Below are 14,843 nucleotides of genomic sequence, written 5' to 3' on the forward strand. Positions count from 1 at the left end.
CATTTAAGCTCGTGGGATGCAGCGCGTGCTCCGGGGTTCCAATCGAAGGTCGTGCACGCTTCACTTCTCCAGCGTACACCGCACACCACTCCGGTAGGTGCCGCTGGCGTTGTCGATCACAAACTTCACGCGCACAGTGCCGCTGGCGGAGTCAGTGACGGAGCTGATGAATTCCACCTTCGCGGGAACGGAGATGCGTTGGCCTTCGAGCAAGAGCAGATTCACCGTGGAGCCTGTCTGCAGGACAGCTGCATGTGAAGGTGGGAGGAAAAGATTTACCAGAAGCTTGTCCACCTGCACCACGGTGAGCACGTGTGGATTCGCTGCGGAGACGGCCTCGCTGGGGTCGCGTTTGATTTCGATCACCACGCCATCCACCGGGGTGCGCATGGTGCGGGCTTCAATTTGCGCTTCAATCTTGCGCACCTGGGCTTCCTTCACCGTAAGGTCCGTCTGCGCGCGCTCCAGCTCATCCCGCGAGGCGCGGTTTGCTTTTGCCAGTTCGTCGAGTTTCTGCAAACGCGTGCCCTGCAGCTTGGCCTCGGCGCGTGCGATCTCGAGGTCTGCGTGGAGCGTGGCGTTGTCGAGACGGGCGAGCACCTGGTCCTTCTTCACCTGGGCGCCCTCCTCCACCAGCATCTCGGCTATCACGCCCTGTTCACCAGCGGAGACCGTGATGGTCTTGTACGGCTCCGTGTAGCCGAGAATGTCCGGCTCAGACTCGCCTGCGTGACTGATGGGCAGCGCGAACAACACCAACCATGCGCTCACCAAGCCAAGTGGATGCCGGAATCGATTCCACAATGATGCATCACGTCGGGCCATGGTGTTGTTTTGGATTGGATGGATGAAGGATGGAGGTTGATCGCATCAGAGCGCCTGCTTGATTTCATCCAGCCACAAATGATGCGCGATGAGTGCGCGCCGAGTGGCACGGTCATGCGCTTCCACCTTGCGCTGCATGCGCAGAAAGGGTGCGGCGTATCGACCAGGCAACTCACCGTCTGCGAGGTTGCGAAACTTGCTCGCGAGACTCTCCGCAAGCTCGGGTGCATGTGAGCGAATCAAATCATCCTCCAAGCTGAGGAAGAACTGCGCACTGCCCACCTGCCCCTGTCGCGCACCTCGTCCGATGAGCTGCCGGTCGATGCGCGCACTTTCATGCCGTTCCAACCCAAGCACGTGCAAGCCACCGACCCGAAGACTCTCCTCCGGCACGGGAATATGCGCGCCGCGTCCGGCGAGATTCGTGGCCACGGTGAGCGCACCGGGCTCGCCTGCGCGCGCGATGACAGCAGCCTCTTCCGCATCCTGACGCGCATTCAGCACACGAATGGGAAGCCCCAGCGGTGCCAGCATCTTCAGCAACTTTTCGCAATGCTCGACCGTGCGTGTGCCGATGAGCATTGGCTGCCCGGTCACATGGCGTTGTGCGATGTCCCTCGCGGCCGCGGCATGCTGCTGGGCTCGTGTGGCGAAGACACGGTCCGGCAGCACCATGCGACGGCATGGCCGGTGCAACGGGACCACCACCGTGGAGAGTCGATAGTTGGTACGCAGCTCCGACGAAGCCTCCGCCACCGTGCCGGACAGACCACACACGCGTTCGTAGAGTTGGAAATAATCGGGGCGTGAGATGGTGGCCTCCGAATTATTTTCTTCCGTGATGACCACTCCCGCATGCGCCTCCACGGCCTGATGGAGTCCGTCGCGCCAGCTCCGGTCTGGGCACAGCCTGCCCGTGAACTCATCCACGATCATCACCTTTCCATCCGCCACGATGTAGTGCACATCCCGCCGCAGACCATGCAGGGCGTGAAGTGCATTCTCCAGGTACTGCGACCAGAAGCGACGCAGCTGACCCATCGCCGCTTCCGTGAGTCCCTGCCAGCCCACGCGGTCGCCTTCCGGAGTGAGCGTGTGGCGCGCGTGTGAACTCTCCCGCATATAGTGCTCCCCCTCGCGCAACCTGCGGGCCACCTCTGCCGCGAGGCGATAGACTTCGGGCGTGGCATTGGGAGCCTTGCCTCCCATGGCGATGATGAGCGGGCTGCGCGCTTCATCCAGCAGCACGCTGTCCGCCTCATCAATGATGGCGAAGGCATGGCCGCGCTGTGCGAGTGCCGGCTCTTCCGGCAGGCGACGCAGGAAGATTTCATGATACTCCGGCTCGATGCGTCCCGCGCTGCGGATGGCAATCTGATCACGCAGGTAGTCGAAGCCAAACTCCGCGCCCACGCCATAAGTCACATCACACGCATAGGCCGCGGCCTTGGCAGAAGGCGCATCCCGTTCACGCAGCAATCCCACCGTGAGTCCGAGAAGCTCAAACACCGGTCGGGCAAACTCGGCATCGCGCCCTGCCAGATAGGGATTCACCGTGGCCACGTGTGCGCCGCGTCCTTGCAAGCCAAACACGAATGCAGGCAGCAGCGCCACAAGCGTCTTGCCCTCACCGGTGGCCATCTCCACGAGAGCGCCATCTGCCAGGGCAAGCCCGGCCAGCAACTGCACATCATAGGCGGTGATCCCGTGACTGCGGCGCACACTCTCAGTAATCAGGGCCACGGCCTCGGGAACACGGCGCCGGGGCTGCTCGCGCAGCGCATCGGCACGCTCCTTCAGTTGCGCATCGGTTTCCTGCGCAAGCTGCTCCTGCAATCGATGCACCTGTGGAAGAGCTGTCGCGCCGCTGCCGCCCAGTCCTCTCCTGGCCAGACTGGCAAGCGTCTCCAAGGCGGCGAACATGATTCCCAAAAGGGTTACTTGCCGGCATTCACGCCCTGGGTGGCTTTACCGTCCTTGGGACGTTTCACCAAGTTGAGCTGAGGCAGATTCGTGGCATCATCCCGACTGCGCACCACGGATATCTCTGAATAGTTGAGCAACTGCCCCTTGGCCCGCTGGAGATTGACGATGGCAATCTGGTAGTTTGCCGCTGAGCGAATGAATTCCTCCTCAGCGCGAGATCGGCGATCCTGCGCATCCAACATGGTATCCAGGTAAGAAGCCACTTGTCCTTCATCACGCAGGTCCTGCACCGCGCGGCGGGCTTCCAGGGTGGCGAGGTCTTCCGTGAAAGCCTGCACTGCCTCGTACTTCGCATGGGTCTCACGATAGGAGGTGCCAACTTCACGGGTGCTGATACTCACTTCGAGAAGCACGGTATCGATGGCTGTTTTCACCTGCGAGGTCTGCTGTCGTGAGAGCCGAGCAACGCAAGCCATAGGGCTCAAGGTAGTAGGCGTGGAGCACGGACAGGCGTGTCAGTGTGTTAGCAGGATGGTCTGTTCAATGGCATGACGAATGACGCGCCCGCTGGCGGACGTCGGGGCTTTGATTTCTATCAGGCTAATACAACAATACTGTTCACACGAACACTTTTTCTACTTGAGGCGCGACTTGCCCGGATGCATCACAGGGCATGCCGGAGCGCTACCGCCTCACGAAAGAACACTTCGCCAGCTTCGCTGACATCGCCCCTCTGTGCGCCTTCTACCAGGACGCGAATGCGATTGCAGCGAATGACGCGGAGCCCGTGTTTCGGAGGAAGGTGAAGGGTGCGCCCGTGGAGTGTTGCAGTATGCGATGGGGCATCGAGATCGCGGACAGGAAGGTCATCAATACGAAGTCCGAGAACACGAACCAACATCGTGGCACCGTGGTGCACGGGAGGTGCCTCATCCCCATGAGCGGGTGGTTGGACATGTTCCGCACGACGTCACGGGGATTGGACCCCGTACTGGTTCAGCCCACGGACAAGAGTGCGCTGGCCTGCGCTGGCTTGTGGACCTCCCGCTGGCATCCGGCGTGGAGTCAGGCACGTGAGGCATTCAGCATGCTCACGGCGCCGGCAGGGTCCGGCTCCCTCTGGCTGCATCATCGTATGCCGCTTCTGGTGCCGCGTGAGATGTGGTCACTCTGGCTGTCTGACACACTTCCGTACGAGGAGGTGTGTGAACTGATTGAGGTCCTCACCAAGCAGACGCGGAAGCTGAAGCTGCTTACGCATCCCGTGCGCCCCTTGATGCGGCATCTCGTCATCGCAGATGACTTCAGCGAGCCCTTGCCCTGGTGGAAGCCCAGTTATCAGACGGCGCTGTCCATTGTGCATCGCAGGCAGTTCGTCTGCCCCGCAGAGTTCGCTGCGGAGTCTGCCGTGAACGTGGGCCGTGCCGCGAACGTGCTGGCTCGCCTGCAGCAGCATGGCTATCTGGACTTCCGTCCCAACCCCGCCGCCGAGGACATGGAGATGTGGGCCCTGCCGTTGCAGGATGAAGATGCGGCGCGGGCGGAGAAGTGGAGGAAGGAGAGGGGTCGTGGGCAGGTAGGGTAGTGGCAAGAGGGCGCAACTTTCACTTCGCTTTGTTTACGACTTCTCCCACGACCGACGCGAGTGCGGCAAATTCGTTGGCGCCTTTTGACAAAAATCCCGTGCTACCGTGTGCGAAAATTGCTTGCGCGGCTTCCATCACCAATTGCTGTTTTGCGGTCTGGTCGCCCGCCTCGATGGAGTTGTAGAGGTCTTTAAAAGACTCCCAGGCAACCTCCCTCTGTTTGTTCACAATTACATTGTGAATGTGCGCCTGATAATTACGAGAGCAAATCACACAACAACCAAGTGCAAACGACACCAACACCAATTTGGAGACAATTTGCGTGATTGCATGCGCAATAGAGAAGTCTGTGAAGACTGGCGTGTTCTGTCCGGTCGCCGCCGCCGAAATTTGCGCCGCGATGATTTGTTCCGTGGTGTCTACTCGACCCATCATGAAAGTCAGCGCTAACAACATTAAAACAGTCGCAAGCAAGCAACGGATAAGCCATGCAAGCCACTTATCTGCCTGTTTGCGATGTTCTTCAATGGTATCCCGCAACGTCCTCAGGTTATCATCCGCAATTTTCGCTGCCAACGACGCCTTGTAGGTTTCCTGCAGCTTCGCTACTAACTCCTTAGATTCGCGATTCAGTTGTTCCTGCAGGGGATTCACCTGAGGAATGTCGCCAGCCTCCCCTGGTTCAAAGTACTGCATGTACTTGAAGATGTCCCGATACTTGTCTTCCACTTGATCAATAAGACCTCTGACGGAGGATTCCGCGTAGCGTCCCTTCTGCGTTGATCCTTTTTGCACTTCAATCTTTTCACGAATTTGGTGCACCAGATTTGAGATCCACTCGATATCCCGCGCTATTTCCAAGTCATGATGTTTAGGGGCGTCCGAGAGCTTCGCAAAAGATACTTCGTTCTCGAATCGGACGAGATATTCCTGAATCCTCCGGATAGCGTTGATGAGCGGAAGAGCGCGCGCAAATTCGCTAGGATCAATACCCTGGTTGCGAATAGATTCGAGATCCATTGCCGCAGTCGGGAGGTGCGACAATGCGCTACGCAGATGCTCGATTGCTCTGGCAGTTTGGCTAGTCATGAGTGATAGTTGCGTTTGCTCTTCTCAATGGCGAAAAAGGTTTCCATCTTGCGCGTACAATTCACGAACTTACCGTGCCAATGCTAGACCGGAGATGCAGGAACAATATCATTCGCTCTCACTTATATATTCCTGAGGAAGCGAGCCGTCCGAACCCACCAATTTCCACGGACAAGTTAGTTTTTTAGCAAGCACTCGTTCACAGGTCGGAACATGCCTCAGAATCAACTCTGCATCCATCAAATCGAATCGCGGCTGTTCCTCTCTTATGGTCCGGATGCACGAAGCATCAAGGGCAAGGAGTTCACCGGCAGCATTCGCTGCCATTCTGTAGGCCGCTGTGGCGCCACTCTTAGCCCACTCGTATTGAGTTGGACCCCAAGGTCGGAAATATTCCTCGGAGAATATGGTGGCCAGCCCCTCTTCGAGGGTAGTGGAATGAAACCCACCTGTCGGCGATAGGAGGTGTACACACTCATGCGCTAGCTGCCAGAGGGCCCTGAGAGGATCATTTGCACAGACGACGCCAAGCTGAATCACCACGTCTTTTCGTCCACCTGGGTACCAAGTTTGAGGGGAGGCATCTCGAAACTCAATCCCTAAGAAGGTATACTCTTTGTCCCGGGGTCCAAAATTCTCTTCGGCCAATCTGAGCATTTGTCCCAGTCTAGAAGCCAGAGTCCAGGTGAACCCATAGCCAGCCTCAAGGGGATACGCTTTGAACAATTGCTCGCTGACTTGCAGAGTCTTCATCACAACACATCATGCCCCCATGTTACTCCACGCACAAGGTGATTTGTCTTCCATGCAGCAGGCGATAGTGAGGAGGTGACGAGGTGAGGCATTTTCAACAAAGTCCGGAGGGGAAAATAGTGTAGGGACTTCCCTGTGAATCCCTCACTTCCTCACTTCCTCACTCTTCGGATGAGTCGAAGGGGCATTCTTCTTCCGGCTTGTTCCTGAATTGGAGGCGGAAGACCACGCAACCTTGGTTGGTGTGCTTGCTCTCAAATCCTCGCTCTACCAATCTCAAGCGAAGGGCCTGGCTGCTCATGTTCCACTTCCTGCCGCTCTCCTCACACCAAGTTTCGTACTTCTTGAAGAGTTCCTTCAGCAGCACCTTGGCCCGTTTGTCTTCGACCTTCTCGGTATACTCCCCCAAAAACTCCCCCAACACATCCGAGTCCTCCCGATACCCCTCCGTGGCGTTCTTCACGGGATCGGGCATGGGCAGCTTGCAGCCATTCGCATGCCACTCCGCCAGGCCGCGCAGGCACCAGTTTAAAATACCGGGCAGCTCCGTCAGCAGTTCCTTCGGCAGGTTTTCATTGCGTTGTTCTGCTGGGACGACGGTGGTGAAGGGGACGAGGCGGACGCGTCGCCACATGCCGCCGTCGGTGCCGGAGATGGTGGGGCGGTGATTGCCGAACATGACGAGCTTGCAGCTCGGGCGGAACAGGAAGAAGGGCTTGTAGAGGAAGCGGGCCTTGATGCTTTCTCCGCCGGTGATGTCCTTCACGAGGGATTCATTGAGCCGCATGCCGTCGGAGACTTCGGAGCCCACGAGGAGGCGGGCACCGGGCAGGCCTGCGAGTTCGCCGAGGGTATTGTTATCCATGGGCTTGTCCGCGAGCATGCCGCCGGCCTTCTGTCCGTAGCCGCCGCAGAGGTGGAAGAGCGTTTCCAGAAATGTGGTCTTGCCATTCGAACCGGAGCCGTAGAGGAACCAGAAGCACTGCGCGCCAGCGTCGCCCGTGAGCCAGTAGCCTGCGCTCACCTGCATGAAGTGCCGCACCTGCGGGTCCGGCAGTATCTGCTCCACAAAGGCCTCCCACTTCGGGCACGTGGCGGCGGCGTCATAGGCGACGCGGGCAGACTTGGTCATCATGAGGCCACGCTGCGGCGGGTGGAACTCGCACTTCTGCAGGTCCAGCACGCCATTCTCCACGCCGAGCAGGAAGGGGTCGGCATCCCACATGCCCATGGTGCGCAGGCTCACGCGGGGGTCGGAGCTGGCGGCAACCAGCATGGCCTTCATCTCTGCGAGATTTCCCAGGTCGCGACCGCGCTTCATGAGTTCCTTCCCCTCCATGGGGTAGCTGCACTCGGCGGCTTGCCGGAGGATGTCCTCCGAGAAATACTTCGCCCGCTCCTGCATGCCTGCGCCGGGGTCCAGTTCCCAAGAGGTGCCGTTCCACTCGACCCACTGCTTCCGGCACCAGCAGTAGCGCACGTCTGCATGATGGCGGCTGAGGAACTCCAGGGCATTGCGATTGTCGTTGTAGATGCCATCTACGGGAGTCACGGCGAGCACGGTCACGGCTCCGTCATCCTCCTCAGTCACCTGCACCGGCTCGGCGAGGGTCATTTGCTCTTCGCGTGTGCGGCGCTCGTTGTCTTTCCCTCGTCGATAGGCACGCGTGTTGCGCAGGTCGCGGGGATTATTGGGGTCGGGCGGAGGCGTCATCATGAGAAAATATCTTTGAGGTACTCGCGCAAGTCGTCCGGAGCGCGCTGTACGCAGCCCTGGAAGTGGATGTCATCATCTGGTGATGCGTTCTGATACACCCGGGACACCACGTCTCCGAGGTCCTTGCAGGCGACGGGCAGCGGCACGGGCTCCACTTGCACGTGTGCTCCTGCCTTCTCCAACTCGTTCAGCCACGCCCCTGCACTCTCCCACCCGGTGGTACCAGCATCCGGAACGATGTGCACCCTCCTCCCGGCCAACGCGTGCAAGAGGTACGGGTCCCGCGCAAATCTCGATGACGCACTCACCGCCGCGAGGCAGGTCCAGTCCAGCGCATCCCGCGCCATCATGAGCGCGGCGATGGCCTCCACCAGACCAATCACGCCCTCCACGAGCAGCACGGGGCACTTGCTGCCCACGGCCCACTTGCGCCCAATAAAGGCTCCCTCGGAGCCGGGGAGGTTCTTGGCCTTGCTCTGCTGCCTACCGCCCTGCACAGGGAGCAAGCCGCCATCGAACCGGCGTGCCTGGGCAAACTTCCCCTCACCCATGATGAAGCAGTCGTGCCCTTCGTAGTGCGCCTTGCCCAGCAGGCCTGCTCGTCTCACCACTTCCACAGCGGCAGCGGGTACCTTGCGCAGAATGGCGATGCGGTCGCGGTCGTCATCCGTGAGTGGGGAGAAGGCGGGCCACGTGGGTGTGCGCTCTCTGGCAGACCTTCGTGGCTCTACTCTCGGAGGTGTCTTTGGTTTGTAGGAAGGAGCTTGCTCATGAGAATTGGCACGCAGCAGGTATCCCTCTGGCCTGTCCGCCTTCGCTCCATCCGCAATCTTGTGCCGCATCTCCGTCGGGGACCATCGTGGGCGTGCGTGCGTCTCATTCCACTCAGCGAGCAGTTCCATGCCCTCCGCCTCGCTCAGGGAGAATCCCCGCATGAGCACCACGGCCACCTTGAACATGGCCGCGCTCCCTCCCTCCCCCTGCACCGAGTCCTCCATGCGCGAGATGTACGTGCGCGCCCTCTCCTTCACCTTCCATCGAAACTCCATAGAATAGGATAGCGTGATATAAATGGATATACCCATGCGGACATAGCTCCGCCCTGAAAGCGTCTTCGTCTTCAGCTTAACTCTTCACGTCCACCACCGGTCTGAGTGCAGGCACTTCAGACTCACGCAGTACGCGCTCCACCTCCTCAGGCGCATACAGGATGCGTCCTCCTCGTTTGAAGTAGCTGATGCGTCTGGCAACCCGCAGTCTGGCGAGCTGCTGCTCACTGAACCCAAGCCGCGCCCGTGCCTGTGCTGTGGTCAGCAGCTCCCTCGGTTCCGTCTTTTCCTCCGTCGTCGTTGTCATCGCTTGTAGGAAGTAGCCACCACCGTTTCTCGGTGACTATACACCTTAACTCCGAAGCTCCACCAGTCCACAAATTTTGCGCTTCTCCGACGAAAAAATCCCAGGGTCAGGGCCGCCCGCCGCCAACGTGGGAGGCACCATCCTGGAGAATACCGCGAAAATCTACTGGGACACCCTGCCCACCGAGGACCCAAACATCATCCTCACCGGTGGCGCTCCCGGCTCAGATGGCTCTGAGGATCGCGACTATGGCGCAGTCGAAGAGAACGAGATCTTCGACCAGAATACGGATGATGCGCAGGACACGGAGCGCGTGGTGATCAATGCCAACTCCATCTCGGGCGTGGTTTATGTGGACCTGGACTTGAGTGGAGATTTCTCGGCCGGGGACACCTTCATCCCGGGCGTGACACTCACGCTCACCGGCACGGACCTCAATGGCAACACCATCAACCGGACGACGACCACGGATATCAATGGCAGCTACACTTTCACGAATGTCTCTGCGGGCACCTACGCCGTCACGGAGACCCAACCCACTCTCTATGTGGATGCCCTGGAGACCGCAGGCACTCCCTTCGGAGGCGTGGTGTCCAATGCCGTAAACAGCAACGACATTACCAACATCGTCATCCCCGAGCAGCAAAGCCAAGCAGGGATCGACTACAACTTCGGTGAGGTGCAGAGCGCCAGCATCTCTGGCATCGTCTATGTCGATGTGGATGCTTCCCAGACATACAGTTCGGGAGACATTGGAATCGAGGGAGTGGTCGTCACCCTCACCGGGACGGATGCAGCCAGTCAACCTGTCTCGCTCACGACGGTGACAGGCATCGGAGGTGTCTACGTCTTTGTGGGACTCAGGCCGGGCACGTACACCATCACGGAAAACCAGCCTTCAGGCTATCTGGATGGCGTGGATACCGCAGGCACGCTCGGTGGAGACGTCGTTGTTCCGGACAGCGATACCATTGAGAACATCGACGTGACCGCCGGTGACAACGGCATCGATTACAACTTCGGCGAGTTGCGTCCCTCCAGTCTCTCCGGCTTTGTCTATCACGACGCCAACAACAACGGCACCTTCAATCCCGGGGAGGCTCCCATCGCCGGAGTGACGGTGGCACTTTCCGGCACGGACTATCTCGGCAATGTGGTCAGCGCCTCCGTCCTTACCGACGCCTCGGGAGCCTACCATTTCAATGCACTCCTGCCGGGAGAATATGTCATCACGGAAACCCAGCCCACCGCTTATCTGGATGGAAAGGATACCATCGGCACGCCTGGGGGCAGCCCGGGCAATGATGTCTTCACCAACATCAACCTCAGCGAGAACTTCAATGGGGTGAACAACAACTTCGGCGAACTGGTGCCTGCCACCCTGCGGGGGTTTGTATATGTGGACGCCGATAACGACGGCATCTTCGACGCGGGGGAAACACCGCTGGCGGGTGTGGAAGTGGTGCTCACCGGGACAGATGACCTCGGCGGCGTGAATTTGACCGCATTCACGGATGCCACCGGCGCCTACATCTTCAACGACCTGCGTCCCGGAAGCTACGTGCTGAACGAAACGCAGCCAGTCACGCCTGCTTTCCCAATCGACTACCTTGATGGCAAGGAGACCGTCGGCAGCACCGGCGGCACGGTGAACAACACCACGGACAGCAATACCATCGGAAATATCTTCCTGGTGAGCGGCAACCAGAGTGTGGGCAATAATTTCGGTGAACTTATCCCCTCCACCCTCGCGGGCACGGTGTATGAGGACCTGAACAACAATGGTGCCATCGATAGCGGTGAAAACGGTATCCCGGATGTGATTGTCCGTCTCACCGGCACCGATGACCGTGGGAACACAATCGACACGACAACCACCGTCACCACTGACGCCAACGGCAACTACCTCTTCACAGGACTACGCCCCGGTCAGTACGTCATCACGGAAACTCAGCCCGCCACCTATCTGGATGGCAAGGATACCATCGGCACGCCTGGCGGTACCACGGGCAACGATGTCTTCTCCAACGTCAACGTCACCAGCGGCACCGTGGGGGTGAACAACAACTTCGGCGAACTGCCACCCTCTTCCATCAGTGGGTTCGTCTATAACGACAGCAATAACGATGGAGTCTATGATACTCCGGGGGAAGCTCCCATCCCGAGTGTGTCTGTCAAACTCACGGGCACGGATGACCTGGGAAATGCGGTGGAGCTTTTCGCCACCACGGACGGCACAGGCGCTTACTCATTCACCAATCTCCGTCCCGGAGACTACGTGATTGAGGAAACGCAGCCTGCAGGCTTTCTCGATGGCATCGACACGCCCGGCACGAATGGCGCCTCGCTGGGGCTTCTCAATGACCGCATCGCGGTGAGCTTCTCCATCGCAAACAACAATTCCACCGACAACAACTTCGGAGAGCTGCGGCCATCCTCCATCAGCGGTCATGTGTTTATCGATGCCAACAATGATGGCGTCCACGACCTGCTGGAAGTGCCCGTGCCAGGTGTGGAAATCCGGCTCACCGGCATCGATGACCTCGGCAATGTGGTGAGCCTCGTCACGACGACAAACTTCCTCGGCCACTACGAGTTCACCAATCTCCGTCCTGGCGCGTATGTGCTCACCGAGGTGCAGCCTGAGCAACTGCTCGATGGCAAGGACTCACTGGGCACGCAAGGTGGCATCGCCCTCAATGACCGCTTCACCTTCACGCTCACGGAGAATGTGAACGGGACGGAAAATGACTTCGGCGAACTGCGGCCCGCCAGCATCTCCGGCTATGTGTACGACGACCGGAACAACAACGGTGTGCTGGAACCCGGCGAGCCTGGCATCCCGGGTGTGACCATTCTTATCACAGGCGTAGATGACCTCGGCAATGCCGTGTCCCGCACCACGGTGACCAATGCGCTGGGACAGTTCCTCTTCGACCGCTTGAGGCCCGGCACGTACAACCTCTTCGAAGTACAACCTGCTGGATACAACGATGGCATCGATACGGCGGGTACCAAAGGCGGCACCGTGGGCAATGACTTCATCGGCTCCATCGTGCTGGATCAGGGAGACAACGCCGAGCTCTACCTCTTCGGTGAGCATCGCATCATCATTCCACCGAAGCCCAAGCCTCCAGGGCCTTCGCCAGACGATGGCGACGGAGATGAGCCGATTCCATTTGCGTTCGACGCGTTCAACAACTTCTCCATCCGTCCCGATTCCTTCCGTGCTCCGGGACTCTTCCAGCTTCCTTCCGAGAGCCTACGCTTCCCGGTGCTGCCCCTCGCACCCATCTACACCGGTTCGGCGAATCCAGGAGCCACGCTGGTGGTCGAGCTCTACGGCGCGTACGGCTCGCGCGTGGGACATACCACGGTGCTGGCGGATGCCGGAGGCAACTGGATTGCGAACTTCCCCTCCTCCACGCTGCTGGATACTCCCACGAGTGTGCGCGTGACGCAGACGAACGTCCCCTATGCCTTCGGCTCGGGGTTGGGCAAGAACCTGCGCGTTTACTATGCGCCCGTGGGACTGAATCCCGGTCAGTTCGTCTCCCTCTCCTCGGACGTTGGTCAGACGTTCAGTGAAGGTGCACCCTTGCTCGGCGGCCTCGACTTGAGCAACCCGTTGCAACTCGGCGCAGCGAAGTATGGCAGCGAGATGCTGCCCGCCGGTGGTGTGGCATCCGGGTATTGAGGCAGGGCCTCCGTTCATCCATCTCATGTCCTCACCCCAACAGGTTCCAAACAAGCGCGGCCACGTCGTGCATGCGGGACCTCTAGTCTCACGCCAGGGGGATGCCTCATCGGCCGATGCGCAGCGCCTGCAGCAGCAGCTTGCCACCCTCGCGGAAAAGGCCGGCGCGCCCGGCAATCCGGTGCCCCTGCTGCCGTTGTTGGAGTTCCTCCGGTCGCTCCTGGCCGCACGTACGATGGCCTTTCTTCCCCCGCTGAAGAGCGCCTCCGGCAGAATGGAAATCACCGGAGCGGAAGCCCCCGGCCTCTGGAAGCTGGCCGAGGCACTGGACACTGCCAGCGCGCAGGTACTTCCCGCACCATCTCTGGGTACAAATGGATACACCCTATCCGTTCCTGTGCACCGGGAGGGTCGCCTGACCGGCTGGCTCGTGGCGCTCCTGGTGGCGCCGCATGCGCGTGACATCCCCGCCTTCGTGGTGCTCTTGCAGGCCTCCACCGGATACCTGCTCTACCAGGAGCAGCGCGCGGTGGAGAAGGAACTGTACCGCGTGCTGGAGTCTGCCTCCGGTCTGCTCGCGGTCTTCCGCCAGGCGGGTGCGGAGCTGGACTTTGCCAAGGCATGCCAGATGGGCCTTGATGCGCTCTGCACGCACCTCGGCTGCACACGCGCTTCCCTCGGACTGCGCAAGCACGGCAGCGTGCGCATGACGGCCATCTCCGGCACGCCCAAGCTCGATCGCAAGAGTCCCACGCACCAGCCCTGCGAGGCCGCAATGCAGGAGGCATTGCTCCTGGGCAAGTCGATAGACTACGCCGCCGGCACCTCCACCTCGGATGCGACCGCGGCACATGACATCTTGAGAAAGCAGACCGGCGCGGCACGCATCCTCACCGTGCCGCTTGCACGTGATCGGGGAGCACTCCTGTTCGAGTGGGATCACACGCCGGACCCTACGCTCAGTCCTGTGGTAGAGGCAGCGACACCCTTTGTGCCAGTACTCTTTGACCTGCTGGAGCGCGCGCGTCCGAATCCAGTGCGCTTCGCCATGGGTCGCTTGTGGCAGCGCACGAGCATGGGCCGTCGCGCTGCGGTGCTGCTGGGTCTCGTGGGTCTGGGCGTGCTGCTCGCATGGCCCTTCCACTACCGCATCGGCGCGGACTGCCGCATCGCTCCGACGGTGAAGCAGGTCATCGCCGCGCCCTTCGATGGACAACTGCGCAAGAGCTTCGTGCGCCCCGGTGACGCGGTGAAGGCCGGTGATGCTCTGGGCGAGCTGGACAATCGTGAACTCACGCTGAAGGAAACCGAGCTCGTGGCCGCACGCGAACGCGCGCTCAAGGACCGCGACCGCTCCATGACCGGCGGTGCTCGCGAGGAAGGCGTGGACTTCGCCGCCGCGCAGATGGCCGTCTTCGAAGCGCAGCGCGTGGGTCAGGAACTGGAGCTCGTGCGGCAGAAGCTGGCCATGCTGCAGGTGAAGTCACCGCTGGAGGGCGTGGTGGTCTCCGGCGACCTGCGCCGTGCGGAAGGCCAGCCCGTACCACGTGGCCAGGTATTGTGGGAGGTCGCGCCACTCGACTCGCTCATTGTGGAAATCGAAGTGCCGGACCGTGAAATCGGCCGGGCGCGCCACGGGCAGGACGTGCGTGTGCGTCTGGAGGCCTTCGGTGGTGGGCGCTGGGAGAGCCAGCTCGTGCGCATCCATCCACAGAGCGAGCAACGGGATGGCAAAAACATTTTCATCGCCGAGGCCGCCATCGCCCCAGAGCAGGCCGCCGACCTGAGACCCGGCATGCGTGGACGCGCCAGCATCGAGAGTGACCGCCGCCCGCTCATCTGGATACTCGGCCACCGCCTGCGGGATTGGGTGGAAACTTCGCTCTTCTGGTAA

Annotated in this window: 10 protein-coding genes; 3 read left to right on the forward strand and 7 right to left on the reverse strand. The window is 60.3% G+C overall.

Annotation, left to right across the window (positions count from 1 at the left end; translation table 11 throughout):
- Window positions 1–60 precede the first annotated feature (60 nt).
- Genes G5S37_RS20685 through G5S37_RS20695 form a run of 3 tightly spaced genes read right to left on the reverse strand, consistent with a single transcriptional unit; the run spans window position 61 to window position 3,185 of the window.
- Window positions 61–825 (reverse strand): efflux RND transporter periplasmic adaptor subunit, encoded by a 765-nt coding sequence (locus tag G5S37_RS20685; RefSeq protein ID WP_165206339.1) that lies wholly within the window; start codon window positions 823–825, stop codon window positions 61–63.
- 45 nt (window positions 826–870) lie between these two features.
- Window positions 871–2,748: a preprotein translocase subunit SecA gene (locus tag G5S37_RS20690; protein ID WP_165206340.1), complete on the reverse strand. Its 1,878-nt coding sequence runs from the start codon at window positions 2,746–2,748 to the stop codon at window positions 871–873.
- A 14-nt stretch (window positions 2,749–2,762) separates the two neighbouring features.
- A complete protein-coding gene (locus G5S37_RS20695) occupies window positions 2,763–3,185 on the reverse strand; it encodes a hypothetical protein (RefSeq protein WP_206026080.1) in 423 nt (140 codons plus the stop codon).
- A 239-nt stretch (window positions 3,186–3,424) separates the two neighbouring features.
- Here G5S37_RS20695 and G5S37_RS20700 point away from each other — a divergent pair, with 239 nt between their 5' ends.
- The gene (locus G5S37_RS20700) at window positions 3,425–4,336 is read left to right on the forward strand and encodes an SOS response-associated peptidase family protein (protein ID WP_165206342.1); all 912 of its coding nucleotides are present in this window, start codon (window positions 3,425–3,427) and stop codon (window positions 4,334–4,336) included.
- A 19-nt stretch (window positions 4,337–4,355) separates the two neighbouring features.
- Here the strand turns inward: G5S37_RS20700 and G5S37_RS20705 are convergent, their stop codons facing one another.
- The 4 genes from G5S37_RS20705 to G5S37_RS20720 form a co-directional block, all read right to left on the reverse strand.
- Complete coding sequence (locus tag G5S37_RS20705) at window positions 4,356–5,426, reverse strand: hypothetical protein (RefSeq protein ID WP_165206343.1); 1,071 nt, start codon at window positions 5,424–5,426, stop codon at window positions 4,356–4,358.
- Between the two features lie 913 nt (window positions 5,427–6,339).
- Window positions 6,340–7,896: a phage/plasmid primase, P4 family gene (locus G5S37_RS20710; RefSeq protein WP_165206344.1), complete on the reverse strand. Its 1,557-nt coding sequence runs from the start codon at window positions 7,894–7,896 to the stop codon at window positions 6,340–6,342.
- Window positions 7,893–8,945, reverse strand: a complete 1,053-nt coding sequence (locus tag G5S37_RS20715; protein ID WP_165206345.1) for a hypothetical protein — start codon at window positions 8,943–8,945, stop codon at window positions 7,893–7,895. Before G5S37_RS20715 ends, G5S37_RS20710 begins: the two co-directional genes overlap by 4 nt.
- Window positions 8,946–9,021: 76 nt before the next feature.
- The gene (locus G5S37_RS20720; RefSeq protein WP_165206346.1) at window positions 9,022–9,252 is read right to left on the reverse strand and encodes a helix-turn-helix domain-containing protein; all 231 of its coding nucleotides are present in this window, start codon (window positions 9,250–9,252) and stop codon (window positions 9,022–9,024) included.
- 127 nt (window positions 9,253–9,379) lie between these two features.
- Here G5S37_RS20720 and G5S37_RS20725 point away from each other — a divergent pair, with 127 nt between their 5' ends.
- Together G5S37_RS20725 and G5S37_RS20730 are read left to right on the forward strand one after the other, a co-directional pair.
- The gene (locus tag G5S37_RS20725) at window positions 9,380–12,949 is read left to right on the forward strand and encodes an SdrD B-like domain-containing protein (protein ID WP_165206347.1); all 3,570 of its coding nucleotides are present in this window, start codon (window positions 9,380–9,382) and stop codon (window positions 12,947–12,949) included.
- 25 nt (window positions 12,950–12,974) lie between these two features.
- Window positions 12,975–14,843 (forward strand): efflux RND transporter periplasmic adaptor subunit, encoded by a 1,869-nt coding sequence (locus tag G5S37_RS20730; RefSeq protein ID WP_165206348.1) that lies wholly within the window; start codon window positions 12,975–12,977, stop codon window positions 14,841–14,843.

Source organism: Roseimicrobium sp. ORNL1, assembly GCF_011044495.1.
Taxonomy (GTDB): Bacteria; Verrucomicrobiota; Verrucomicrobiia; order Verrucomicrobiales; family Verrucomicrobiaceae; genus Roseimicrobium.

Bases quoted from the DNA above. Each gene is read 5' to 3' on its own strand.
- G5S37_RS20685 (WP_165206339.1), bottom strand. From the start codon at position 825: ATGGCCCGACGTGATGCATCATTGTGGAATCGATTCCGGCATCCACTT.
- G5S37_RS20690 (WP_165206340.1), bottom strand. From the start codon at position 2,748: ATGTTCGCCGCCTTGGAGACGCTTGCCAGTCTGGCCAGGAGAGGACTG.
- G5S37_RS20700 (WP_165206342.1), top strand. From the start codon at position 3,425: ATGCCGGAGCGCTACCGCCTCACGAAAGAACACTTCGCCAGCTTCGCT.
- G5S37_RS20705 (WP_165206343.1), bottom strand. From the start codon at position 5,426: ATGACTAGCCAAACTGCCAGAGCAATCGAGCATCTGCGTAGCGCATTG.
- G5S37_RS20710 (WP_165206344.1), bottom strand. From the start codon at position 7,896: ATGATGACGCCTCCGCCCGACCCCAATAATCCCCGCGACCTGCGCAAC.
- G5S37_RS20715 (WP_165206345.1), bottom strand. From the start codon at position 8,945: ATGGAGTTTCGATGGAAGGTGAAGGAGAGGGCGCGCACGTACATCTCG.
- G5S37_RS20720 (WP_165206346.1), bottom strand. From the start codon at position 9,252: ATGACAACGACGACGGAGGAAAAGACGGAACCGAGGGAGCTGCTGACC.
- G5S37_RS20730 (WP_165206348.1), top strand. From the start codon at position 12,975: ATGTCCTCACCCCAACAGGTTCCAAACAAGCGCGGCCACGTCGTGCAT.